This window comes from Actinoallomurus oryzae, assembly GCF_039541955.1.
Classification (GTDB): domain Bacteria; phylum Actinomycetota; class Actinomycetes; order Streptosporangiales; family Streptosporangiaceae; genus Actinoallomurus; species Actinoallomurus oryzae.
In genome coordinates this window covers 20,307-42,786 of record NZ_BAABHF010000066.1, presented here as the reverse complement: position 1 = coordinate 42,786, position 22,480 = coordinate 20,307, and the positions used below count along the sequence as shown (strand labels likewise).

General features: G+C 68.7%; 21 protein-coding genes. 9 read left to right on the top strand and 12 right to left on the bottom strand.

Annotated features, from left to right (window positions below; all coding sequences use genetic code 11):
* Positions 1 to 428: 428 nt before the first annotated feature.
* Positions 429 to 806, top strand: coding sequence for a DUF1622 domain-containing protein (locus tag ABEA10_RS48485; protein WP_345475478.1), 378 nt, complete (start codon positions 429 to 431; stop codon positions 804 to 806).
* Between the two features lie 312 nt (positions 807 to 1,118).
* On the opposite strand, the gene ABEA10_RS48480 is transcribed toward ABEA10_RS48485, so the two are convergent.
* Both ABEA10_RS48480 and ABEA10_RS48475 read right to left on the bottom strand, forming a co-directional pair.
* The gene (locus tag ABEA10_RS48480) at positions 1,119 to 1,757 is read right to left on the bottom strand and encodes a hypothetical protein (RefSeq protein WP_345475477.1); all 639 of its coding nucleotides are present in this window, start codon (positions 1,755 to 1,757) and stop codon (positions 1,119 to 1,121) included.
* Positions 1,758 to 2,834: 1,077 nt separating this feature from the next.
* On the bottom strand, positions 2,835 to 3,356 hold the full coding sequence (locus ABEA10_RS48475) for a DUF2199 domain-containing protein (RefSeq protein ID WP_345475476.1): 522 nt from the start codon (positions 3,354 to 3,356) through the stop codon (positions 2,835 to 2,837).
* Positions 3,357 to 3,722: 366 nt separating this feature from the next.
* Between ABEA10_RS48475 and ABEA10_RS48470 the strand changes: the two genes are divergently transcribed.
* Together ABEA10_RS48470 and ABEA10_RS48465 are read left to right on the top strand one after the other, a co-directional pair.
* A complete protein-coding gene (locus ABEA10_RS48470) occupies positions 3,723 to 4,004 on the top strand; it encodes a hypothetical protein (RefSeq protein ID WP_345475475.1) in 282 nt (93 codons plus the stop codon).
* Between the two features lie 453 nt (positions 4,005 to 4,457).
* Positions 4,458 to 5,222 carry a hypothetical protein gene (locus tag ABEA10_RS48465; protein ID WP_345475474.1) on the top strand — a complete coding sequence of 255 codons (765 nt, stop codon included), beginning with the start codon at positions 4,458 to 4,460 and terminating at the stop codon, positions 5,220 to 5,222.
* Positions 5,223 to 5,734: 512 nt separating this feature from the next.
* Here the strand turns inward: ABEA10_RS48465 and ABEA10_RS48460 are convergent.
* Positions 5,735 to 6,001, bottom strand: coding sequence for a hypothetical protein (locus tag ABEA10_RS48460; RefSeq protein WP_345475473.1), 267 nt, complete (start codon positions 5,999 to 6,001; stop codon positions 5,735 to 5,737).
* A gap of 699 nt (positions 6,002 to 6,700) precedes the next feature.
* Here ABEA10_RS48460 and ABEA10_RS48455 point away from each other — a divergent pair.
* Positions 6,701 to 7,372, top strand: a complete 672-nt coding sequence (locus ABEA10_RS48455) for a hypothetical protein (RefSeq protein ID WP_345475472.1) — start codon at positions 6,701 to 6,703, stop codon at positions 7,370 to 7,372.
* A 277-nt stretch (positions 7,373 to 7,649) separates the two neighbouring features.
* Here ABEA10_RS48455 and ABEA10_RS48450 read toward each other — a convergent pair whose 3' ends face one another.
* Complete coding sequence (locus tag ABEA10_RS48450) at positions 7,650 to 8,435, bottom strand: barstar family protein (protein WP_345475471.1); 786 nt, start codon at positions 8,433 to 8,435, stop codon at positions 7,650 to 7,652.
* Positions 8,436 to 8,872: 437 nt separating this feature from the next.
* Positions 8,873 to 9,478 carry a class I SAM-dependent methyltransferase gene (locus ABEA10_RS48445; protein WP_345475470.1) on the bottom strand — a complete coding sequence of 202 codons (606 nt, stop codon included), beginning with the start codon at positions 9,476 to 9,478 and terminating at the stop codon, positions 8,873 to 8,875.
* Positions 9,479 to 9,805: 327 nt separating this feature from the next.
* Here ABEA10_RS48445 and ABEA10_RS48440 point away from each other — a divergent pair, with 327 nt between their 5' ends.
* Complete coding sequence (locus tag ABEA10_RS48440; protein WP_345475469.1) at positions 9,806 to 10,681, top strand: SdrD B-like domain-containing protein; 876 nt, start codon at positions 9,806 to 9,808, stop codon at positions 10,679 to 10,681.
* A 174-nt stretch (positions 10,682 to 10,855) separates the two neighbouring features.
* Here the strand turns inward: ABEA10_RS48440 and ABEA10_RS48435 are convergent, their stop codons facing one another.
* Positions 10,856 to 11,338, bottom strand: a complete 483-nt coding sequence (locus ABEA10_RS48435) for a DinB family protein (protein ID WP_345475468.1) — start codon at positions 11,336 to 11,338, stop codon at positions 10,856 to 10,858.
* A 261-nt stretch (positions 11,339 to 11,599) separates the two neighbouring features.
* Here ABEA10_RS48435 and ABEA10_RS48430 point away from each other — a divergent pair, with 261 nt between their 5' ends.
* Positions 11,600 to 12,151, top strand: coding sequence for a DinB family protein (locus tag ABEA10_RS48430; protein ID WP_345475467.1), 552 nt, complete (start codon positions 11,600 to 11,602; stop codon positions 12,149 to 12,151).
* A 33-nt stretch (positions 12,152 to 12,184) separates the two neighbouring features.
* Here ABEA10_RS48430 and sigJ read toward each other — a convergent pair whose 3' ends face one another.
* The 5 genes from sigJ to ABEA10_RS48405 all read right to left on the bottom strand — a co-directional run bounded on the left by sigJ (position 12,185) and on the right by ABEA10_RS48405 (position 16,721).
* Positions 12,185 to 13,069 carry an RNA polymerase sigma factor SigJ gene (sigJ, locus tag ABEA10_RS48425; RefSeq protein ID WP_345475480.1) on the bottom strand — a complete coding sequence of 295 codons (885 nt, stop codon included), beginning with the start codon at positions 13,067 to 13,069 and terminating at the stop codon, positions 12,185 to 12,187.
* A 5-nt stretch (positions 13,070 to 13,074) separates the two neighbouring features.
* Entirely contained in the window at positions 13,075 to 13,542 is a 468-nt protein-coding gene (locus ABEA10_RS48420) for a carboxymuconolactone decarboxylase family protein (RefSeq protein WP_345475466.1), read from the bottom strand.
* A 109-nt stretch (positions 13,543 to 13,651) separates the two neighbouring features.
* Complete coding sequence (locus tag ABEA10_RS48415; protein ID WP_345475465.1) at positions 13,652 to 15,445, bottom strand: ABC transporter permease; 1,794 nt, start codon at positions 15,443 to 15,445, stop codon at positions 13,652 to 13,654.
* 5 nt (positions 15,446 to 15,450) lie between these two features.
* Positions 15,451 to 16,191 (bottom strand): ABC transporter ATP-binding protein, encoded by a 741-nt coding sequence (locus ABEA10_RS48410; protein ID WP_345475464.1) that lies wholly within the window; start codon positions 16,189 to 16,191, stop codon positions 15,451 to 15,453.
* Positions 16,188 to 16,721: a PadR family transcriptional regulator gene (locus ABEA10_RS48405; RefSeq protein ID WP_329243693.1), complete on the bottom strand. Its 534-nt coding sequence runs from the start codon at positions 16,719 to 16,721 to the stop codon at positions 16,188 to 16,190. The genes ABEA10_RS48410 and ABEA10_RS48405 overlap by 4 nt, the downstream gene beginning before the upstream one ends.
* Before the next feature lie 134 nt (positions 16,722 to 16,855).
* Here ABEA10_RS48405 and ABEA10_RS48400 point away from each other — a divergent pair, with 134 nt between their 5' ends.
* On the top strand, positions 16,856 to 17,371 hold the full coding sequence (locus ABEA10_RS48400; RefSeq protein WP_345475463.1) for a GNAT family N-acetyltransferase: 516 nt from the start codon (positions 16,856 to 16,858) through the stop codon (positions 17,369 to 17,371).
* A 25-nt stretch (positions 17,372 to 17,396) separates the two neighbouring features.
* Here the strand turns inward: ABEA10_RS48400 and ABEA10_RS48395 are convergent, their stop codons facing one another.
* Positions 17,397 to 19,445 carry a hypothetical protein gene (locus ABEA10_RS48395; protein ID WP_345475462.1) on the bottom strand — a complete coding sequence of 683 codons (2,049 nt, stop codon included), beginning with the start codon at positions 19,443 to 19,445 and terminating at the stop codon, positions 17,397 to 17,399.
* Positions 19,446 to 19,593: 148 nt separating this feature from the next.
* Here ABEA10_RS48395 and ABEA10_RS48390 point away from each other — a divergent pair, with 148 nt between their 5' ends.
* On the top strand, positions 19,594 to 20,472 hold the full coding sequence (locus ABEA10_RS48390; protein WP_345475461.1) for an NmrA family NAD(P)-binding protein: 879 nt from the start codon (positions 19,594 to 19,596) through the stop codon (positions 20,470 to 20,472).
* A gap of 353 nt (positions 20,473 to 20,825) precedes the next feature.
* A complete protein-coding gene (locus tag ABEA10_RS48385) occupies positions 20,826 to 22,454 on the top strand; it encodes an ABC-F family ATP-binding cassette domain-containing protein (protein WP_345475460.1) in 1,629 nt (542 codons plus the stop codon).
* Positions 22,455 to 22,480: the final 26 nt, after the last annotated feature.

The following is a 22,480-nucleotide window of genomic DNA, read 5'->3' as shown; positions in this document are numbered from 1 at the left end:
CAGTCAGTCGTTGGGTCAGACCCGGCCGGGAGGCGCTCATCTACATCATCACTGTCAGTGGTTGAGGTGGAAGCCGGGTAATCCCCTCTGCCGACGCCCAGGCAAAGCCATGCAGACCAGGCCCTACAGGTCCAGGTCGTTCGTCCGGTGGGCCGCTCCCCCCGACCCGTAGGGCCTGGCCCGCTTCCCCTCCGGGATGGGCGACGGCAGAGGGGATGACCCGGTGGGGGGAACTGTGGTGTTCGGCCGAGCAGGTCATGAACCGTCAGCGGAAGGCGAGGAGGCGCTTCCCTCGGGTGGGGTTAGGGCGATCCAGTACTGTTCCTCACCTCCTCACACGACGTGATGATTTGTTTTGTCGGTGGCGCAGGTCAACAGCGCTCGATCGAGGCCAAGTCGACGACGCCGCGACTGGGTATGACCACCGCGTGGACCTCGCGGGCATCACCAAGGCGGTCGGTGCGGGTGTCGACCTCGCCGGGGTGGCGGTCATTGTCGTCGGCGGCCTCATCGTGACGGCCGTGTTCGCGGGTCGTCTCCGGCGCGATGGCGGCCGGCTCCCGGCCGCGTACCGGCTCTACCGGCAGAACCTCGGGCGGGCGATCCTGCTTGGGCTGGAGTTCCTGGTCGCTGGTGACATCATCCGTACCGTCGCCGCGTCCCCGACGTTCACGAGCGTCGGGGTGCTCGCGCTGATCGTCGCGGTGCGGACCTTCCTCAGCTTCTCGCTCGAGGTTGAGTTGGAGGGCTGCTGGCCGTGGCAGCGACGCCGGGCGGCGCGTGCGCTGGGCACACCGGAGGCGTGACGCGCGACCGCCGGAAGTCACGCATCGGCCGGTAACGGTTCCAACGCCCAGACCGCACCGCACAATGCGGGTTCAGCGTCTATGAGCAGCGGTCCTATGGCAAGACTATGTAGAGGGCGAACGGCGGGTCAGTGGTCAGATCTGGACCGCCGTGGACATGACCGGCCTCACTCGTAATGAAAATGAATGGGTTGGACTGCTGGCCAAGCGGGCGTCGCTCCCGTGGAGGCTTCGCGGTCTTGGGTGCTAAGGGATGGCCGTCCGATGCTGATTTCTATGGAGCACGCATTGGGTGAGCGTGTGATGGCCTGGTTACTGGGTGAAGAAGGACGCTGGGTGCTCGGGAGCGGCTGAACAGACGAAGAAGCCGCCATGGCTGTACCGGCCGATCTGCAGGCCGGTCGGTTCGTGTGCGCGGTTGTGTTCTGGGGTGGCGAATTCCAAGTGTCGGTCTTCCAGCGGCGCCCAGCGCAAGCCCTCGGCATCGGTGGACCACTCACAACTGTCCAACTGCAGCAGCAGCTCTAGGGACGCGCCGCAGACGTCACATGGGGGCAGTTCTCCCATGTCGGTGACTTCCCAGGACATCCCGCCGCTGACTTTGCAGCCGGGCACGATCGACAGCATGTACTGGTACAGGCTTTCTCCGGCCTCCCATTCCTCCAGCTTGTCCCGGAGGTCTTTGGGGAGTTCCTCGTGCCATGGATACTCGATTACGCGTTCCGGGTGGAGCACACATGGCCGCGGTACATAGTCCGCATCACCGATCAGGTGCGGCGTCGGAGGAGCCGCGAGAGGTTCGGCGACGGTGGAGGAGTCCCGCCAGATCAGCCGGAACGCGGGCGCGTAACCCCAGTCCGGGTGATGGCTCGGGCACCAAAGGATCTGTGCCAGGTCGGTGCCGGCGGGGAAGGCGATCTCGGGGAAGTCCGCCGCGGCAAGCTGAGCCACGGGGACCATCGCCACCGGATGGTCTGGCGTCTTCCGCCGGTTCTGCTCCGAGTATTTGGGGTCCGAGCAGTGCGGCCACGGTTCGTCCGCCGGCCACAGCACCGGACCGCCGATGTGACTGCTGGAGATGGCTGGGGTCCCTGGCCGTGGGTGCAGCCGGACGACCGTCCGGGCGTAGGCGCCCAGACCCGGAACGGCCTCAGCCATATCGAGCGGGGGAGGCTCGGTCGTACGAGCCCCCGTAGCATCATCCATGACCACACCGTAGAGCCCCACTCTGACACCACAACAAGGGCTCTGCCGGTCACGGAACCCGGGGTTCTATCGCGAAGTAGCGCGGTTGCGGTACAGCAGAAAAGTACGGCAACACCCCCGCGCACCAGCGGATCCGGCCCCCCAACGGGCGCTCTGCCAGCACCGGAACCGTCTGGCCTTGGGACTGCCGGTAATTCGAATTGCAGAGGGGTCTCATAGTGCCCGTCGACGTTCAAGCCGATCGCCCAGAGCGTTCGCCGCCGTAGGGTTCAGGGGCGAACGCCGCCGCGCGGTTTCCGGTGGGCCCGCTTGCCCTCAGGCAACGCGCGCGCAGCCGACGGCAACGGTGATGGCAACGACGGCAACTGGAGACAGCCGTCAGCGCACGGTCGGCACCCTTGACATCGGCCGATGTTGCGTGAGCACGGGTATCCGTATTTCTTGTAAGCGGCAGGTCGCCGGTTTGAATCCGGCCGGAGGCTCGTGTTGGCCCGGGGGGACGACCCCCCCACCGGTCGTATTGGGAGCGTCGGAACTCGATCGTCGCTTCAGCGAATGCGCTGTACGCCTGTAGGCGCTCCTGCCAGAGCCGTTGTTCACGAGCAGAGCGCTCGGCATGCTCCGCACTCCTGCGTTGCAGGAGGTAGGTCACCACCGAGCCAACGAGGGTCCCCACAACCGCGAACAAGCCAGTAAGCACACCCTGCATGAACCCAAGTGGACCACATCGCCCTGGTCGACTAACCCGGCTTCGATGGTCTCGGCAGCCCTGAACACGACACTGCTGCTGGTAGTGCGGGTTCGGTTCCCACCTTGCAACGGTTACTGCGGAGATTGCCCAGGGTGGAGGAGGGTTTCAGCGATTTCCTGAACTCTCGCGTGGGTGATGCCATTACGTTGCTCGACGGCCAACGGGTGTGCGGTGGGCTCCAGCTCAACTGCCGGACGTTCACCGACCGGGCGGGTGTGCAGATTGGTCTTCAGTTCGATCGTGGTCGGTGAGTAGAGCGGCAACTCGGTCGAGAGCCATCCGAAGTAAGGCGGCTCGCTCTCCCTGCCGGAGACGTTCCAGAGCTGTGAGGCGCGGATGAAGTTCTTCTCGCTGAGCGAGACCCACACTCCCCAGGTGAATACCTCGCCGGTGTCGATGACCGGGATCTCAATCAGCCCACGGACGAAGAACACCTGCTTCTTGATCACGCATTGGTCGGAGGAGAGTTCGCTGTCAGGGTCATCAAGCAGGTCAGGCGTCCAGTAGTCCGGGGCCGGAGTCATGAAGGAGAGCGGTACCTCTCCGTGGTGCTGGCCGCAGCACGAACACGTGAATCCCGGATCCTCTGGCATGGCCGAAGGCTACCGAGATGTCGATCTGCAGTGGGCGCGCACCCCCGTACGCGCTCACTGCCTCCGGAGCCTGGCTCCCGGGAGCCACCGAGGCGAACGACCTCGATGTTCGCCGTACGAGTCGGGACAGTCATAGCGAGGCTCACCCAGCGTACAGACTGATTCGAACGATCTCGGAGATCGTTTGGGTACCTGTCCCACCCCTCCAAGAGCCGGACCGGACCCATGCCCGTTCCGCCTCATAGGCGGGGTTCTCGGAGTAATCGACGCTGATCAGGGTCTCGCGCTGCGAACGTCCTCAACACGTGTACGACCTGATGGGGAAGGAAGCCATGTCGGGCAATCGGGCTGCCTAGACTCCAGGGCATGGATCTCAAAGAGGCGTCGTACATGGTCCTTAGCGAATCCGCTCCGTACGCAGAGTTGCGCAGCGTCGCCCAAGCCGCGTATGAGGACTTCTCCGCCGGTCGCGAAGTCCCCTACGTCGCTCTGAAGGGAATGTTCGTCGAGGCCAGCCGCAAAGGTGTGCTGGGCAAGCTCAAGCAGAGATACGGCTACGACACGTTCTGCGACATGGTCATCGTGCTCGGCCGCGAGACAGATCGCCAGCGGACCATCGCCGGAAAAGCGCCCGTCAGAAGCCGCTAGGTGTCCGACAGAACAAACGCCTCCGGCGGGGCGCTCCGGCCCGGGGATGGCCCGACACCGCACGTGCTGGAGCGGTAGTCAGGGGTTGAGGTGGAAGCCGGGGCATCCCCTCTGCCGACGTCCCAGGCGAAGCCGAGCAGACCAGGCTCTACGTCGACGGGTCGAGATCGTTCGTCCGTGGGGCGCTCTGCCCCGACCCGTGGGGCCTGGTCCGCTTCCCGAAGGGCGGGACGACGGCGGCGGGGATGACCCGACAGGCGGAAACGTAGGCGACGCCGCCCCGCGTACTCACTACCCCTCCGGCTACGCTCCCGCCACGGTTCCGCCGCAGTTCAGACAGATAGACGGCGTGAAATGCGCTACCGCCTTCCGGAGCCGGGTGCGTGGTTCCGGCTGGACAAGGTGTGAGCCGGTGTTGTGTCGATTCGGGCTCTGGTGTGCGAGGCGGAGAAAATGAGTGGTGTGCCGGACCGCTTTGATATCGCCCTTGAGATGGTGGCCGCTTGCCGCGGCCGGCGGGATGCCTGGGATTTCTTGTGTCGCTTCACCGAGGCCTGGGCGACCTGCCTGGATGAGTCGAGTGGCTGTGATGACCAGGAGCTCACCGCAGCCGAACGGCGTCTGGGGCTGACCTTGCCGGCGGCAGTCCGCGAGGGTTATGCGCTTTTTGGACGACGCGACGACCTCACCAGTAACCAGGACACCCTGCTGCGACCGGATCAACTGCAGTTCGATGAGACAGGCCAGGTGCTGGTCTTCCGCGTCGAGAATCAAGCCGTCGCGTACTGGGGCATCGCCGCGGAAGACCTGCGACTGGACGATCCGCCCGTGGTCTTTCAACTCAACGCCTCCCGCAGTGTTCCCCAGCCGTGGAGACGCTTCCTCGATCGCTTCTCCCTAACCTGTGTAGAGATGGTCTTGGCCGAGCACCAAAGCGACCATCACGACAACCGGGCGTCCGACCAGGCCACCCTTGAGCTCCTGGAACGCCATTACACTCGGTTGGCGATGCCGGACTATCCACTGTGGGCCGGCACGGACTACCCGATGCCGGCCGGTCCGGAGGAGCCGCCGGTCCGCTGGTTCGCCGGCCGCGATGTGCTGATCCGAGACGACAGCCGTCAATGGATGTGGGTTGCGGCTCGAACGCCTGAAGCCCTTCAAGCCGTACGTCACGCCATGCCCGGCGACTGGCTCATGGCGCCCCCGGCCGTATAACAGGGACCGACGCTCGGGCGCCGTCTGCATGTGCCGAGAGCCCGTTCCAAGATCTGGAACATACGCGGAATGCGTCGGCGGCTTCCGGGACACCGGTTCGCAGTCCGCAACCGTAAATCCGCCGGCGTCAGGGAGGCTGACGGCAACGGTGACGGCAACATGGGACAGCCACCGGCATACAACACCGTCTATCTCGGCGGACGGTGCGCGAGCAGGGATGTGCGTATTCCTCGTAGGCGGCAGGTCGCCGGTTCGAATCCAGCCGGAGGCCCCCACCTGACCAGGCCAGACGCCCCTGCCTCTGAACGCAGAGACGGGGCGTGAGTGTCTAACCGAGTGACTAAGCCTCCAGCTCTGTAGGGAAGATGGCGTCCATGGCGCGGGCGCCCTCCTACATGACCGGGCGAATCTGCTTCCGGCAGACGATCTCCGTCACGATGGTGTCGGTGTGGCCGATCAAGCGGGAGATGTTCTCCAACGGCATGTCGTGGGCGGAGAGCAGGAACACGCCGCTAGTCGCCGGTAACCCCGAAGAATGCGATCTCGTCAGGGACGTTGTCGCGGTAGAGAACCACGTAGCAGCCGTATCCCCGGTCCTGGATAACATCCCACATCACGTCGATCGCGCCTTCATAGTCTGCACGGGTAGGGCACTCGGCCCCGAACACCTCGCGCGTGACCTCCGGACTCAGAGGGGCGGCACAGCAAATTTGCGGCTCCTCTCCGGGCCGCGAGACGCCGAACATGTCCAGCACCGAGTGCGTCATGAGCTCCTGCATGACAGGGTCTTCCCAGAGCTCATCCACTGAGTCAGGCCGAGGACGTTCGGGAAAGCTCCGCCTCCCGTCATGGGCCCAGAAGTAATCACCCTCACTGAATGCCTTCGCCTGCGCCGTACTCAGCGCCACTGCAGCATCCTCGTGATACGGCACTACGTAGTCCCATGCAGACCCGCCCAAAGCAAACCCTCCCGGACGCGTTCTCACCTAGCCCGAGCGAAGCTAGCGAAGACGTCGGACAGTCCGGCACTCGTCGCCCGCAATAGCCTCCGGCGGGGGTACTCCAGCTCGGGGATGGTCCAGCCCGCACGCTCCCGCACGGCTGTCAAAGGTTGGGGTGGACGCCGGGCCATCCCCTCGGCCGCCGTCTCAGGCCAAGCCAAGCAGGCAAAGCCTCCGGAGGGAAAGTCGTTCAGTCAGTGGAGTGCTCCACCTTCACCCCCGGAGGCTTGTCCCGCTCCCCTGACAGGTGGGACGACGGCCGAGGGGATGACCCAGCGGAGGGAGCCGTCTGCACGTCACAGAAGACCGACAACAGGTCAGGTCGGCTCCAGGCCCGAGATGCGGTGCCGGCCGGCCTCCGAAGCCAGGTGCGCGGGTCCGGTGGTGCGATTAGCGTGGCATTGGCTCAGTGGTCCGCACCGAGAACGGTCACTCTCGAGCGCACTGGCGAGCAGGTCAGACGAGCGAAGGTCCGAGATGGAGATTGATGATGCGTGGCACGATCGCTTGGGCTGGGCTTTCGATCTGATCGCAGAAGATGCCACAGATCGATTTCGTGCGCATGCTCGTCTGATGGAGACGCAACGGCTGTGTATCGAGGCGTTGCAGCGTTTCAACCAGGTCTTCTATGAACGGGAGCACCCGGAGTACCGGCACCGGTTGGCGACGTGGCAGCAAGCGCGACGTGGCACCCTGCCCGACGCCCTTTGGGAGAACGTCGACCCGAGGACTCTGGCGGCATGGGCCGGTCTTCCCTACGCCCTGCTGTACCTGCGGTGGGAGGCGCTGTTTCCGGATGAGTGGTTCGCGTACGCGAAGGGCTGGGGAACCAAGCAGGTCTTGTTGTCGCTTTTCACGCGCGGCAGCAACGATGTGCCGGGTTCGGTCGTCCATCAGCTGATCGATCTGGTGGTCTTGGCCGCCCGTCGGGAGCATCGCTGCGAGGATGTCGGCTACGCGAGACTTGCACGCGTTCTCGACAGGCCGCATCTGCGGGCGCGGCTGGCGGCGGTCGCAGAACAGCCGATCGAACCGGCCCGTCTCCGCGCTGGCTACCTACTGTGGCTGCTGGACCACCCCGACGCGCCTCACCCGAAGAAGAGCCAATGGCTGTCCTGGCTCAGCGCACAGGACAGCCGGCCAAGCTGAAGGGGCAGCCCACGGCACCGGACGTGATCCTGAGTCGATGGCAACAGCTGACCGAAACCAAGATCCGGAAAATACGCGGAATGAGCCGACGGGGTCGGAGGAGTCGTCAGGAGGCCCGGGCAGGTCGGCAGTCGAGTAGCCGCAAGATCCATGGCGCACTGTCAATCTGTTGGCTTACGACGGCTAACAACGATCTGGATTGAGCATGGACCGGGTAGAGGATGGACAGCAGGTCAATGGTCAGAGTTGGGCCCTGTGCAGCCAACTTGGTGGCTGGTCAACACATGACGACGTCGACGCCGCCTTGATGGAGGGTCTCCAGCAGCGGTGCGCTGCCGGTGAAGGTTGGTTTGTGCTCCATCAGGTACGGTCGGGCGAGGTCGGAACGGCGCCAGTACAGAGTGAACGGAGGCTTTGCCCCCCAACAGCCGTGCAGGCAGTCAGCAAGCGCGTCGAGATTCCATCCGAAGTAGCCGCCTGGTCCGTTCACCGCCTCCCCGAGCGCGCAATAGAAGCTGTCCGTGTCCACCACATGCAGGCCGTCGAGTTCGTACTCAGCGTTGACCGGATCATCGGGGAGGGATCGATAGCCGTGATGATTCAGCGCCACGGACAACCACGCCCGGCGCCCGGCCGGACCGAGTGTTTGCCACATCCCCTTCCGGTTCAGCCGGTCGGTCCGGATGAGTTCCCAGACCCAGTCGGAGTGAGGGAACAAGTCGTCGCACCACAGGCGCACGGTGAGATCGATCAGATCTGAACCGTGCGTCGAGGACTCGGCAGCTTCGACCGTCAGATCGTTGACGAAGTAACCGCCGATCTCCGCTCCGGACGGAGCCAGTAGCGTGAGGTTGGCGTTTCCTGCCTGTGCTCGCTTGCGGCCGATATGACCAAGGCAGGTCAGCAGGCTGCCCCGAGGGGCGCACCCCAGCAGTCGGACCTGCCGGTTGCCATCCTTGTCTGAGCTAAAGAGTCCCGTCGCTTCCTGGACGTATCCCCAAACGTCGTTGTCGTCCTCATCGCTGGTGAGGAGGTAGTGAGCCCCGTTCGCCTCACAGGTCATGACGTGATTCCTGCTATTCGCTTGTGGAGTGGGTCCTACGCGCCCACCGATACACACCCACGACTCGGCGGTCGAGCGAGGTGTGAACTCCTCGGCACGGGATATGTGCGAGATGACCGATAGCGGGCTGCGGCGAAGCGTAGCTGTTCTCCGAGGTCAACGGGGGATTCGCATCGAGATTACTGGCCCTCTGTAAAGCCGTCGGCGATAGGGAGGTTGACTTCAACGATGGCAACCAGCGACAGCCATCGGCGCACATTCACCTGACTATGCCTCCGGGCGATTGCCCGAACCTTGAGAGGAATTCCATCAGTGCCGGCGACGCTCGCAGCGAGCCGCCCCCTCGCCCCCCACGGGCCGAGGTCCGAAGGAAGCGCTCAGCCGCTCAGCCGAGGTCAACAGCCCGGAACCGTCCTCCGGTGGAGACAGAGGGATCCTCAGCGGCGGTGGACGCTGATGGCATAGCCGCCGTCGTCGTAGGGGTCGGCGTCCCAAGTGGCGAAGCGGTCGACGAAGGTGAGGCCGGCCGCGACGCAGTAGGCGTCGTACTCCGGCAGCGTGATGCTGGGCGGTACCGGCAGGTGGGCCTCGTCCAAGCCGAATCCGGCGACCATCAGACCACCCGGGCGCAGGGTCGCGGCCAGGCGAGTGACCACTGTGGGCTCAGTGCCGGCGGCGAGAAGCGGGAAGATGTTGCCGGCGGCGACCACGAGATCGAAGTCTGCGGCCATATCGACCGCCGCCGGGTCGAACTCCGCCAGGTCAGCCTGGATCCAGGGCAATTCCGGCGCCTCTTTCCGCGCTACCGCCAGCATGGACGGATCAAGATCCACCCCGACACAGTCGTACCCGAGCTCCGCAAGGCGGATCATGACTCGCCCGGTACCGCACCCGGCGTCCAGCACCCGTGCTCCGGCGGGAACAAGTGTGGCGCAGAACCGCGCCTCACCGTGCATGTCCTTGCCGCTGGCGGCCAGAGCCGCGAACCGCGCGGCGTAGTCCTCCCCAGACCTCCCACCGGTCAGCTCGTCCCAACGACTCATGGCGGCAAGCATATTGAGCGGGTTTCCGCTCTGCTATGGCCCATGGGGTGAGCGGCGATGAGCCGGACGGACGCTGCGTTGCTCGTGCTCCGTCACGAGAAAGCCGTGCTGCGCCGCCATGTGGCTCATCGCAACCACTGCGAGTTTCCTGGATGTCTCCGGAGCGGGTACTCCGAGCCCGGGATCGTCTAGCCGGTCAGTGGTTGAGGTGGAAGCCGAGTCCGCTCCGTCGACGTTCTGAGGTGGCCATGTACGGTCACGCCGCCAACCGGTGGGCCGTGGGGGCGCGTCCCTGTTGCGGGAAACCTCAACGGAACCGGGGGAAGCATGGCCAGAACACGGATGACCTTGGCGTTGCGCGGCCCGCTGGTGGCGGTCACCGCGGCGGCGCTGACGTTCACGGCGAGCGGAGTCGCGCACGCGGCCCCGGCGGCCAAAGCACTTGCGGACGTGGCGGTCGACCTGAGTGCGGATCCGCCCGTCGTCGGCACTGGTTATGGCACCACGGTCACGGCGACGGTTCGCAACCAAGGCGACCGCCCCGCTCGTGACCTCCAGTTGAAGATCACGGTGCCGACCGGCTTCGAGCTCTTCGGCACAAGCTCGTCGTCCGCCCTGCCCTGCACCCCGGCCGCGCAGGTGGTGACGTGCACCGGGACCGCCGACCTCGCCGCGCACGCCACCGAGTACCCCATCACCCTCAGTCTGGAGGCGATGGCGCCCCCGGGCACCGACGCGGACTTCGACGCGAGTGTGACGACGACGTCACGAGAGTCCGACACCTCCAACAACACGGCGACTCGAACCGTACAGATCGTCGGCGTCGGCACCGTCCAGGGGAACGTCTGGAACGACCTCAACGGCGACGGCCAGCGCGAACCCGGAGAACCGCCCCTCAACGACATCAGCAGCATCCAGGTGATCAATCCCGACGATGGCGATGGCTCGGGCGTCAGCAACATCTTCGACGGCTACTACTCCTTCTGGGACGTGCGCGCGACGCGGAACATCGTTCGTGTCACCCTCAACGGGTCGGGTCCCTGGACGTTCACGACACCGAACGTCGGCGACGACGCGACGGACTCCGACATCAGCGACGTCTCGGAGACTGGATCCGTCATCATCGGCGACAGCGCCGAATTCAACGTCACCGCGGGTGGCGTGGTGACCATCGACGTCGGTCTGGTGGCCAAGTCCCAGTGACGGGCCGGCCGGTCGGTCACCAGCCGGCGCTGGAGACCGACCGGCTCCGCCACGAAGAGGCCGGACGGTTTTCCCTCCAGGCGCCAGGTCGTGAAGAACAAGGGCACGGCGTATCCGGTGTGCGACCTGATGGCGGAAGAAAGCAGTCCCGGCTGATGCTCGCCGCCCGAAGACTCACCGGGGGCCGAGTCCCGTCTTTCCGTCGATCAGCTCGCGCGCGATGTCGAGGTGGCCCGCATGGCGCGCGGTCTCCTCGATCATGTGGAGGACGATCCGCCGTAGGTCAGTGATCTCTTCTCCGAGTGGATCAGGGTGACGTCCGCGCGGGGGCGTCGACAGTGGCATCGAGGCGAGGATCGCGTTCGAGCGCTCGCACTGGGTGCGGTAGAACTCGAAGACCACCGATGGTGGCCGTGACATGATCAGTGGCGTGTGGTCGTCCGGCCAAGGCAGCGGCTCGGCGGAGCCGGTGGCGATCTCTTGGAACCAGTGCCGCTCGGCGTGGCCGAGGTGTTCCACGAGTCCTAGAGGTGTCCATCCCGATGGCAGGACCGGGGTTGTCAGGGCTTCGGTATCGAGCCCATCGATGATCGCCAGAACGCTCGCGCGTTGCGCCTCCAAGAACGTCAACAGTGCGTTCTTCTCGCCGTCGTCCATCCAGCCCATGCCCTTCCTGATCGCCCGGTGAAGAGGGGTCCGGGATCTCACGCCGGCCATCGCCGGCGCCTGCGGACGGTAGCAGGCCGGACCGTCAGTCTTGCCGCGGCCGCGTACGCCCGTCGTCCGATTCCGCAGGGCCTCATGCCGATGAACACGGTCGCCGCGATCAGCCTGAACGTCGATGGGCCCGACGAGCGCCTCTGGTGATTCGCGGAAATTCGCTGGCGAGCCGGCTGTCCGAGGACCACCATGACCCGAGTGAGCGACCAACCCCAGCGGTGGAGCCGGGCGAACGTCTACCCGGACATGTGGGTGGATCCGGATGAGGATCCCCGAGACAACGCCGGAGCCAGCCCCGACGGCGAGCTGGCGACGCTGCAGGACTACCTGGCGAATTACCGGCTGACCCTGCTGATGAAGTGCGAGGGTCTCACCCCGGAGCAGCTGGCCCGCCGGTCGGTGCCGCCGTCGACCATGTCACTGCTCGGCCTGCTTCGGCACCTCGCCGAGGCCGAACGGGACTGGCGCGGCTGGATCCTGCCCGGCGACCCTCCACCGAAGCTGTACGACGCCGACTTCGACGGGGCGGTCGCCGAACAGGCGATGGTCGACGCCGCGTACGCCGATCTGGCCCGTGAGCAGGCGGCCACCGACGCCGTGCTGGCCGAGCACCACGATCTGGGCGTACGTCTGGGGAAGGACGCCATCGCCGTACGGGACCTGCTGGTGCACCGGATCGAGGAGTACGCCCGGCACTGTGGCCACGCGGATCTGTTGAGAGAGTGCATCGACGGTCGCGTGGGCCAGTGAGGCGTTGAGTGCGACGCCCCGGCGGCCTCCGGTTCACCTGGGCAGATGGCTCAGCTTCTCGGGCGTGAGGATGGCGAACAGCTGCCCGATGCGTCCCTCGGCGTCGTACTGGAAGAGGTAGACGACCCTGCGTACCGGCGTGTCGATGACCAGCGCCGGGGCGTGGTTGTACCAGGCGTGCCGGATCTCGGTGCGGGGGTCGAAGCGCTCGAAGACCTTGGTGACGAGCCGGCCGACCTTCTCCGCCCCGTGGACGGGGTGCCGTCCCGCGCGGGCCGTGCCGTTGCCGTCGGTGGTGAGGGTCACGTCCTCGCGCAGCAGCGACTCGAGCCGCCCCAGGTCGCCGCTGCGGGCGGCGGCGAGGAAGGCGTCGACCAGCGGTCGGGCCGCCGCCGGGTCGAGGGCGCTGACGTGCGTCGGGGCGGTGACCGTACGGCGGCGGGCGCGGCTGAGCAACTGACGGCAGGACGCCTCGCTACGGCCCAGGATCGCGGCGATCTCGGCATAGGGGACATCGAAGGCCTCGCGCAGCACGAAGACGGCCCGCTCTGCCGGGCCGAGCCGGTCCAGGAGCAGCAGCATGCCGACGGACGCCGACTCGCGCAGCGCCGCGCTCTCGACAGGATCGTCCCGATCGGCCGTGGGAAGCGGCTCCGGCAGCCACGAACCGACGTAGAACTCGCGCCGCGCCGTCGCCGAGCGCAGCCGGTCGACGGCGAGCCGGGTGGTGATCGCCGTGAGGAACGCGGCCGGGTTCGCCACCTCCGCGCGGTTCGCCGCGCTCCAGCGCAGGTACGCGTCCTGGACCACGTCTTCGGCCTCGTGCACCGAGCCGAGCAGGCGGTAGGCGAGCGCGAGCAGCATCGGTCGATGGCCGAGGAAGATCTCCTCGTCCGCCCGGGCCGCCGCGCCCGCCACCGTACTCAATGCCGCGGCCTCACGTGCGCGTGCGTCGCGACGGCCAGCCGGTTCCACCCGTTGATCGTAACGATCGCCATCAGGACCCTGACCAGCTCCTTCTCGTCGAACTGTTCCGCCGCTGCGGCCCAGACGGCGTCCGGCACCCCGTGCTCGCCGAGCCGGGTCACCGCGTCGGTCAGCGCCAGGGCGGCCTGCTCGCGCTCGGTGAACAGGTGCGGTGCCTCGTTCCACGCGCCGACGACGACCAGGCGCTGCAGTGTCTCACCGCGCTCGGCGGCGTCGGCGGAGTGCAGGTCGAGGCAGAACGCGCAACCGTTGAGGTGGGAGGCGCGCATCCAGATCAGCCCGCGCAGGGTCGGGTCGATCTGGTCGGCGCCGACCTGGTCGAGCCGCAGCATGGCCTGCCGTGCCTCGGGGTCGACCCGCGCCCAGGCGAGGCGGGTCCGGATGGCCTGCGGCTGTTCACTCATGATCTGCCCTCTCGAGTAGGAGCGGCGCCGGCCGGCGCCGCTCCTACTCGACGAGACAGCCCTCCCGCTTGTGACAACCCACCGAAGCAGCCAGATCGTCGGCTGGGGCTCACGCCGCTTCGGCGCTGAGGGTTCGTGCCACGGATCTGCGGGCCGCGACGCGGGCGGGCACCGCGGTGAGCGCCGCCGTTGCGGGCAGGGCGGCGAGTGCGGCGGCGAGCAGCGACCACGCGGGTGGCCAGGTCACGTTCCCGGCGCTGAAGGGCAGGCACAGGATGATGCCCATGGGGACGCCGGCGAGGGCGCCGGGCAGCGTCGGAAGCAGTTGCGCGACGGAGAGCCCGGCGGTGATCTGTCCGGGGGTGGCGCCCAGCGTGCGGGCGATGGCCATGGTGGGCCGGGCTTCTTGCGCCGTGGTCCAGGTGGTGGTGACGGTGTTGATGGCGGCGAGGGCGATCAGCGCGGCGGTGACGGCCAGGATCACGTGGTGTTCCTGAGCGTTTCGCAGGTCGTTCGCCATGGCGGAGCCCGGGTACCCCTTCGAGGGCTGGGCGTAGATCATCAGCAGACCGGTGACCGTGGCCAGGGTGGCCGCGGTGTTGCAGGCGTGCAGGACGGCGCGGCCGGGTCGGCGGGCGATCAGGCGGAGCCCGAGGAGGAGCGGGGTCGGCAGCAGCGCGGACAGTCTGGTCAGGTGGGCCCGGTGCTGAGGCTGGTGGGCACTGTCGGCGAGCGCCGTGACGGTCTCGGTGCGCAGGGCCCGTACGGTCGGGCCGAGGCTCGTCAGGGCCGCCACGGCCACGGCGACGAGGGTCGTGACGACGATCGTGCCGCCGGTCGGCCCGGTCGCCGTGGTGACCAGGCTGGCGCTGGGATTGATGATGACGGGCTGGATCAGCCTCGCGGCGACCAGCCCCAGTGAGTCGGCGAGCAGCGCCAGGGTCAGGTACTCGGCGAGCAGGACGGCGGCGACGATGCCGGGTGTCGCGCCGACGGCCTTGAGCAGTCCCACCCGGCGGGTCTGCTTGGCCGCACGTCCTGCGGCCAGCGTGGCCACACCGGCGGTGGCCAGGAACGCGAGCAGCCAACTGCCGATGACCAGGATCGGCTGGCTGGCCTTGAGCATGATGGAGTCCTGGGCGGCCATGTCCTGCCACGCCCTGATGTTCACCCAGGTGTCCCCGACCGCGGAGGCCACGGCGGGATCGCGATGCCCCAGCGTCAGGGCCGTGTCGGGATCCCGCAGCTTCAGGTTGACGAAGGAGGTCACCGAGAGATCGGACGTCTTCAGCGCGCGGGTGTCCCGTTCGGCCATCCAGACCAGACCGCCGCCGTCGCTCGGCCCGCCGCCCGGGCCGATCCCCGGCGCCCACGGGTACACGTTGTGGGCCGCGGTCACGGCGATCCCGACGATGGGCAGCGAGCGGCCGGCGACGGTGACACGGTCGCCGACGCCGGCGCCCAGAGCGGTGGCGAAGCCGCGTTCGACCACGACGCCGCCCGGGCGCACCCAACGGCCCGAGGTCACGAGCGGACGGTCGATCGGACCCGGTGTCGCATCGGCGGCCTGCACCACCGCGGCTCCCGTGGAGCCGTGCGCCGTGAGCGTCGTGTAGTACTCGCGGTACGGTCCGCTGTACGCGACCACCCCGGGCATGTGCGCCAAAGACGTCAAGGCCCTGATCGTGGCCCGGTCGGTGCCGGGGGAGAGCGCGACCGCGTCCGGTCCGGCCGTGGCCGTCCGGGTCTTGCGGTAGAGCGCTTCGGTCGCACCGTGCAATGACGCGCCCAGGCCCAGCATGGCGGTGGCGGCGGCGACCGAGACGAGAAGGATGACCGCCTGGGTGGGATGGCGGCGTACGTCGGCCAGGACGAGGCGGACGATGAGCAGGACGCGACCCACGGCGATCAGTCCTCCAGCCCGATCAGGCCGTCGAGCCGTCCGGTGGTGCGGCCGGCCAGCTGGGTGTCGTCGACGAACATCCCGTCGCGCATCGAGATCAGCCGATCCGCGGTGGCCGCGACCCGCTCGTCATGCGTGACGATCACCAGGGTCTGTCCCGCGGTACGCAGGTCCTCGAAAAGCCGCAGCACATCGAGCGTCGCCGCCGTGTCCAGGTTCCCGGTCGGCTCGTCGGCCACCAGGACCAGCGGCTCGTTGGCCATCGCCCGCGCGATGGCCACCCGCTGACGCTGTCCGCCCGACAGCTGCCAGGGCAGATGCCGGGCGCGGTCGGCGAGCCCGAACCGCTCCAGCAGAAAGGCGGCGCGACGCCGGGCCGCGCGCGGCGAGCCCCCGGCCAGCAGGACGGGCAGCTCCACGTTCTCCGCCGCCGACAGCTCCTCCACCAGATGGAACGCCTGGAAGACGAACCCCACGGCCCGGCGCCGCAACCGGGCCAGGGCCCGCTCGTTCAGGGTGTCGATGCGCCGGCCGGCCACCCACACCTCGCCGTCGGTGGGCCGCTCCAGGCCGCCCATCAGATGCAGCAGGGTGGACTTCCCGCAGCCGCTCGGGCCCATCACCGCCAGCATCTGCCCCGCCGGCACGTCCAGGTCCACTCCGTCGACCGCGCGGACCAGGCTCTGCCCCTGCCCGTGCTCCTTGTACAGGTCGCGGGCCTGCAGCACCGCGCCGATGTCGTTCATGCGTCCTCAGATTTCCGTCCGGCTCTGGACCAGGCCCGCTCGCAGGCCGCCAGCCAGCGCAGGTCGGCCTGCAGACGCAGCACGACCCCTTCCAGCAGCAGACCGGCGGTCGACCCGTCCGGCTCGGCCAGCATCGCGCGCTGCGCATCGCGCAGGCGCCGCATCAGCTCGCGGCGCTGCGCGGCCACCAGCTCCACCGGGTCGGCCAGGCGGGCCGCGGCGGCCGTGGCGAGTTTGAGGTGGAAGTCCGCCAGGTCCGGCTTCGGCCAGTTCACCTCGGTCAGCCAGGCGGCCACCCGCTGCTGTCCGGCCGGCGTCAGCGCGTACACCTTGCGGTCGGGCCGCTCCGGCAGCCCGTCCGCCCGTTCGCAGACGACCAGTCCCGCGCGCTCCAGCCGGGCCAGGGCCACGTAGACCTGACCGGCGTTCATCGACTCACCCAGCGGGCCAAGAAACCGCCGCAGCCGGGTGCGCAGCTGATAGCCGTGCGACGGCTCCTTCGCGAGCATCGCCAGCACTGCGTCCTGCATGTATCACCCCTAACGGCTAGCTAATAGATAGCGGTTATCCCCCCGGTCGTCAACCGGCGAATCACGCGGCGGCATCGCGCGCCCTCGACATTGGTGCGTACGTGGCCATAGCGGTCTATTGAGATGATTCGGACATGGATGCGAGTACGGGGGCGGACGGGACACGGCCGGGGCGGGTCGCGGCGGACCGGCCCATCGAATGGAGGCTGCGTCCTGCCGAGCCGGCGGACGTTGAGGCGATCGCGGAGCTGCGGGCGATAGTGATGCGACCGGACCTGGAGCGGCTGGGGCGGTTCGACGAACATCGGGTCCGGCAGCGGCTGCGCGATTCCTTCTCCCCGCGGCACACGTCGGTCATCGTGGTCGACGGCGCCCTCGCCGGCTCCGTGACCGTGCGCCCGGCCGAGGGCGGGCGGTGGCTGGAGCACTTCTACCTGGCCCCGGACCTCCAGGGCCGGGGGCTCGGATCGGCCGTCCTGCGCACACTCCTGGAACGGATCGACGCCGACCGTGTGCCCGTCCGCCTGAACGTCCTGCAGGGCAGCGCCGCCCGGCGACTGTACGAGCGCCACGGCTTCACCGTGGAGGATCAGGACCCGATCGACGTCTCCATGGTGCGACGGCCGGGAGCGGGCGCCCTGCCGACGTGAGACGGGCCGCGGGGGTGACGCGTCGTCAGAGCTCGCGGAGTGCGACGACGGCCTCTCGCAACCGGTCCTGCAACCGCTCGTCCTGCCAGACGATGTCGTCGTCGATCCCCGAGGTCACGATCCGCTCGTCGCGGCGGGCGAGGCGGTCCAGATCCGCGACGGCGTCCACGGCGCCCATGTCGACCAGCAGCGCCACCGCGCCGCGACCGCCGTACGGGGCCGGGATCGCCGCGATCAGGGGAGCGACCAGCTCGGCCGGAGGGGTGCCGAGACGCCACAGTGCGCGGGCCGCCGCCACCGTGCTCCAGCGATCGTCGAGCCGGCCGCGCAGGACCGGTTCCAGGTCGCCTACGCCGGTCCGGAACGTCGTGGCGAGGTCGGCGACCAGGCCGGCCGCCCCGCTCGCGGACGTGCCGCCGGCCTCGAGGACGGCGCGGACGGTCGGCAGCGCCGGCGCCGGGTCGCCGGTCGCGGCCGACAGCACGCGGGCCGCGAGTACCTGGACGTCGCGCTGCGGGTAGGTCGCCGCCGCGGTGCCGGTGAGGTGGTGGCGTGCGGCGGGGACCAACGGCAGCAGGTGGGAGCCCACGTCGCCGAGGTCGGGCGGGTTGCGCGGCGGCTGTACTCGCTCACCCGTCAAAAGCCGGTTCAGGGCCTCGATCGGCAACCGGGCGTCATCGGTCATGCGCCACGCGTCCAGTGCGGCCTCCAGGTCACCGGTCCGCTCGGCGAACGCACGCAGGTAGGGCTCGGTCTCGGGAGCGGTGTGGCCGATCCGCGACAGTGCGCGGGACACCGCCTCGCCCGCGTGCGGCAGGACCGCCAGGAGTTCCGGAACGGCGGGCGCGGCGTCGGAGCCCCACTGGCCGAGGACCGTGGCCAGGACGGAGACCGTCGCGGCGTCCCGGCCGGCCGGCGCGGCCAGCCGCCGCCGCACTTCGTCGAACGCCCGCCGGCTCCACGGCATGCCGTGATGCAGAAGCCGTATCCGCCTCGTGTCAGGGTCGGCGGCGACGGCCGCGCAGACCGGGTCGATCCAGCCGGGATCGCCGAGCAGCATCAGGGTCTCCACGGCCTTGAGCTCGGGGGTGATCGCCACCTGATGCGCCGTCCGCGGGTAGCGCGCGGCCACCGTACGGAGCTCGTCGGCGAACCGCGCGGACGCACGCCCGGACCTGCGCAACGCGCCGACGACCTCACCGCGTACGCCCTCGTCCGGGTCGTCCAGCAGCGGGCGCACCAGCGGCAGCAACAGCGCCGGGGTCGTACGCCGGGCCTGGCCGCGTACCGTCATCCCCCACACACCCGCACGGCGGACCTGCGCGGAAGGCGCCGTGAACATCTGCCTCAGCAGGGTGGTGGCGAGGGCGTCATCCGTCTCGACCAGCAGGTCGTCGGTCCAGTCGGCGTGACGCTGCCAGGCGTACTCGACCTCGGCGTCGTCCATGGCGCCGACCACGGCGGCCGCCGCGCCGTCCGGCCACGCTTCGCCGTTCCGCGTCAGGGCCAGGGCGGCGGCGACCCGCTCCACCGGCGGAGCGTGCACGACGGCGCGGGAGAGATCCTCGACGGCCCGCGCCGGATCGAGGAGACCGAGCGCGAACGCGAGCGAGGCACGCACGTCCGCGTCCTCCTCGACCGCCCGCCGGTCCCACAGCGGGGCCGGCGGCGCGCCGCACTGGGCGAGGGCGTACGCGGCGGCCGCGCGTACCTGCGGGTCGGCGTCGCCCAGGAGCGGTATCAAGGCGTCGGCGTTCGCGCTGACGGCGGCCTTGACCGCGTCGAAGGCGGAGCCGTGGGCATGGTGCGGATCGGCCGACATACCGAGCAGCCAGACGAACTCGCTGCGCCGTTCCGGCGCGTACCGCGCCAGCTCGGTGAGGAACGGCACGGCCGCCGTCGTCGCGGTGTAGACGGTGCCCTGGTGGAAGAGGCAGCCGAAGATCTCCGAGAGGGCCTCCTCGGCCGCGTCCCCGCCCGACGCCGCCCGGCGCAGCAGGCCGGGAACGTCGCCGGCCTCTCCGTACGCGTGCCTCAGCTCAGACCATGCGACGTCGTCGAGTCCATCCAGCATCGACGCACTCTATCCGGGAGAACACCGGCGTTTTCCACCGCTCCCGTCACCTGATTGACAACCGGAATCTGGATTCCGTAACGTACTCCTCGCCTCCTACTGGAAGCGAAATTCCGGTTCCGAAAACCGAGCGAGGGGCAGAGATCTCGTGATCGTCATCACCACTCCCACCGGCCAGATCGGCCATCAGGTCCTCGACAACGTCCTTGAGCGCGGCGCGCCGGTCCGCGTGCTCGCGCGCGACCCCTCTCGCCTCTCCCCACGGGTCCGCGAGCGTGTCGAGGTCGTGCGGGGTTCGCTGGACGACGTCGGCGCGGTCACCGAGGCGTTCGCGGACGCCGGCGGTGTGTTCTGGCTCGTGCCGCCGACGCCCACCGCCGACAGCATGCGCGACCGTGCCCTGGAGTTCACGCGGACGCTGTGCGCGGCCATCGGGAGCCAGGGCGTCGAGCGCCTGGTCTACATCTCGGCCCTGCGCGGCGACGGGGACGCGCCGGGCAGGCACGCGCCGACGTCGCTGATCATGGACGAGATGATCGAGGGCACGGGCGTGAGCTGCCGGGCCCTGCGGATGCCGGCGTTCATGGAGAACCTGCTCCAGCAGATCGGGCCGCTCAAGAGCCAGGGCGTGTTCTTCTACCCGGTGTCCGGGGACCGAAGGCTTCCGACGTGCGCCACCCGCGACGTCGCGGCCACCGCGGCCCGGCTGTTGCTGGACGACTCCTGGAGCGGGCGGGCCAGTGTCCCGATCCTCGGGCCCGAGGACCTGTCCTACGACGAGATGGCGCAGATCATGTCCGAGGTGCTGGAGCGGCCGATCCGCTACCAGCGGGTCCCCGGCGACGCGTTCAAGGCCAACCTGACGCGGAACGGGATGAGCGAGGGCTGGGCCCAGGGCCTGGTCGACCTGCTCGCCGACGTCGACGAGGGCGTCTATAACGCCGAGCCGCGAACCCCGCACTCCAGCAGCCCCACGACCTTCCGCCAGTGGTGCGAGGAGGTGCTCAAGCCCGCCGTCCTCGGCTGATCGAGCGGGTCACCGGGGAAGACGGGGACACCGGGCCGTTGCGACCTCCCCGAAATGCGTTTGCCCGCCGGTTCCGGGCCTGTCTAATATCGGCTCGTCTCTGCTGCCGGCGATAGAGGTGGATGTTGCTCGTCTGAGGTTCGCGATCACTACGCGGTACGGCTCCGCCGTACGACGACGCGTGGCAGCGACCTCGGTGCACGAGCCTTCCTCAAGCGCTCCGCTCCGCCGCGTGGTGTTCGCATACGACGCCCCGAACACCACGACCGCGAAGGACCCCATCATGAGCGAGCGGAAGCGAGTGAATCAATGAACACAGCGCGCCTGGCCTCCCCTCCGACGAAGGAGGGCTCATGACTGCATCCGTGACCTGCTCCGCTCTCTCGTTCGCCTGGCCGGACGGGACGACGGTCTTCGACGGGCTGTCCCTCGGTTTCCCGCCGGGACGCACCGGGCTGGCCGGGGCGAACGGCTCCGGGAAGTCGACCCTGCTCCGGCTGCTCGCCGGACGGCTGAAACCCATCGCCGGATCGGTCGGCGTCCGCGGCGGCCTCGCCTACCTCCCGCAGACCATCACCCTCGACACCGCCGTTCACGTCGACGAGGCGCTCGGGATCGCCGACCGGCGCCGGGCCCTGCGCGCGATCGAGAGCGGCGACGTGCGAGAGGAGCACTTCGAGACGGTCGGCGACGACTGGGACGTCGAAGAACGCGCCCTCGCCATGCTCGGTTCGCTCGGGCTGGACGGCATCGGCCTGGACCGTACGGTGGGGGAGATCTCGGGCGGTGAGACGGTCCTGCTGCGCCTCGCCGCCCTGCTCCTCGAGCGCCCCGACGTCCTCCTGCTGGACGAGCCGACCAACAACCTCGACGTGCACGCCCGCAAGCGGCTGTACGAGGCCGTCGACGCATGGCACTCCGGCATCCTGGTCGTGGTCAGCCACGACCGTGAGCTGCTCGAACGCGTCGATCGCATCGCCGAGCTCCGGGCCGGCGCGGTGTCCTGGTACGGCGGCGGCTGGTCGGCGTACCAGGAGGGCGTGGCGATCGAGCAGGAGGCGGCCGGGCGGATGCTGCGCGCCGCGGAGGCGGACGTACGCCGGCAGAAGCGGGAGCTGGAGGAGACCCAGATCAAGATCGCCCGGCGGCAGCGCAACAGCCGGAAGATGGACCTCGAGCGGAGGGCGCCGAAGATCGTCGCGGGCGCGAAGAAGCGGTCCGCGCAGGAGTCGGCGGGCAAGCTGCGCAACCTTCACCAGGACCGGCTCGGCGAGGCGCGCGACCGGCTCCAAGAGGCGGCGGACGCCGTACGCGACGACGACGAGATCCGCGTGAGTCTCCCGCACACCGCCGTGCCCGCCGGGCGCACCGTGCTCAGCCTGCGCGGCGTACGGCCCCGGTACGGGCGGCTGCGCGAGGCCGACCTGGAGGTGCACGGTCCGGAGCGGATCGCCCTCGTCGGGCGCAACGGCGCCGGCAAGACCTCCCTCCTGCGCACCCTCACCGGAGAGCTTCCGCCGCTGGAGGGGGAGGCGAGGACGTACGTGCCGCTGCGGTTCCTCCCGCAGCGTCTCGACGTGCTGGACGACGATCTCAGCGTCGCCGCGAACATCGCCCGCCGGGCGCCCGGCGTGACCGACAACCACATCCGCGCCCAGCTCGCCCGCTTCCTGTTCAAGGGGGCGCGGGCGGAGCAGCCGGCCGGCACCCTCTCCGGCGGCGAACGCTTCCGCGCGGCGCTCGCCGCCATGATGCTCGCCGAACCGGCGCCCCAGCTGCTGCTGCTCGACGAGCCGACCAACAACCTCGACGTGCCCAGCGTCCAGCAGCTCACCAGCGCGCTCGCGTCGTACGAGGGCGCGCTCGTCGTCGCGAGTCACGACCTGCCGTTCCTGGAGTCGGCCGGCATCACGCGCTGGCTGCTGGTGGAGGACGAGGAACTCCGGGAGACCACCATGGAGGAGATCACCTCATCGGACTGACCAGGAGAACGTGACGGGCTCCCGCT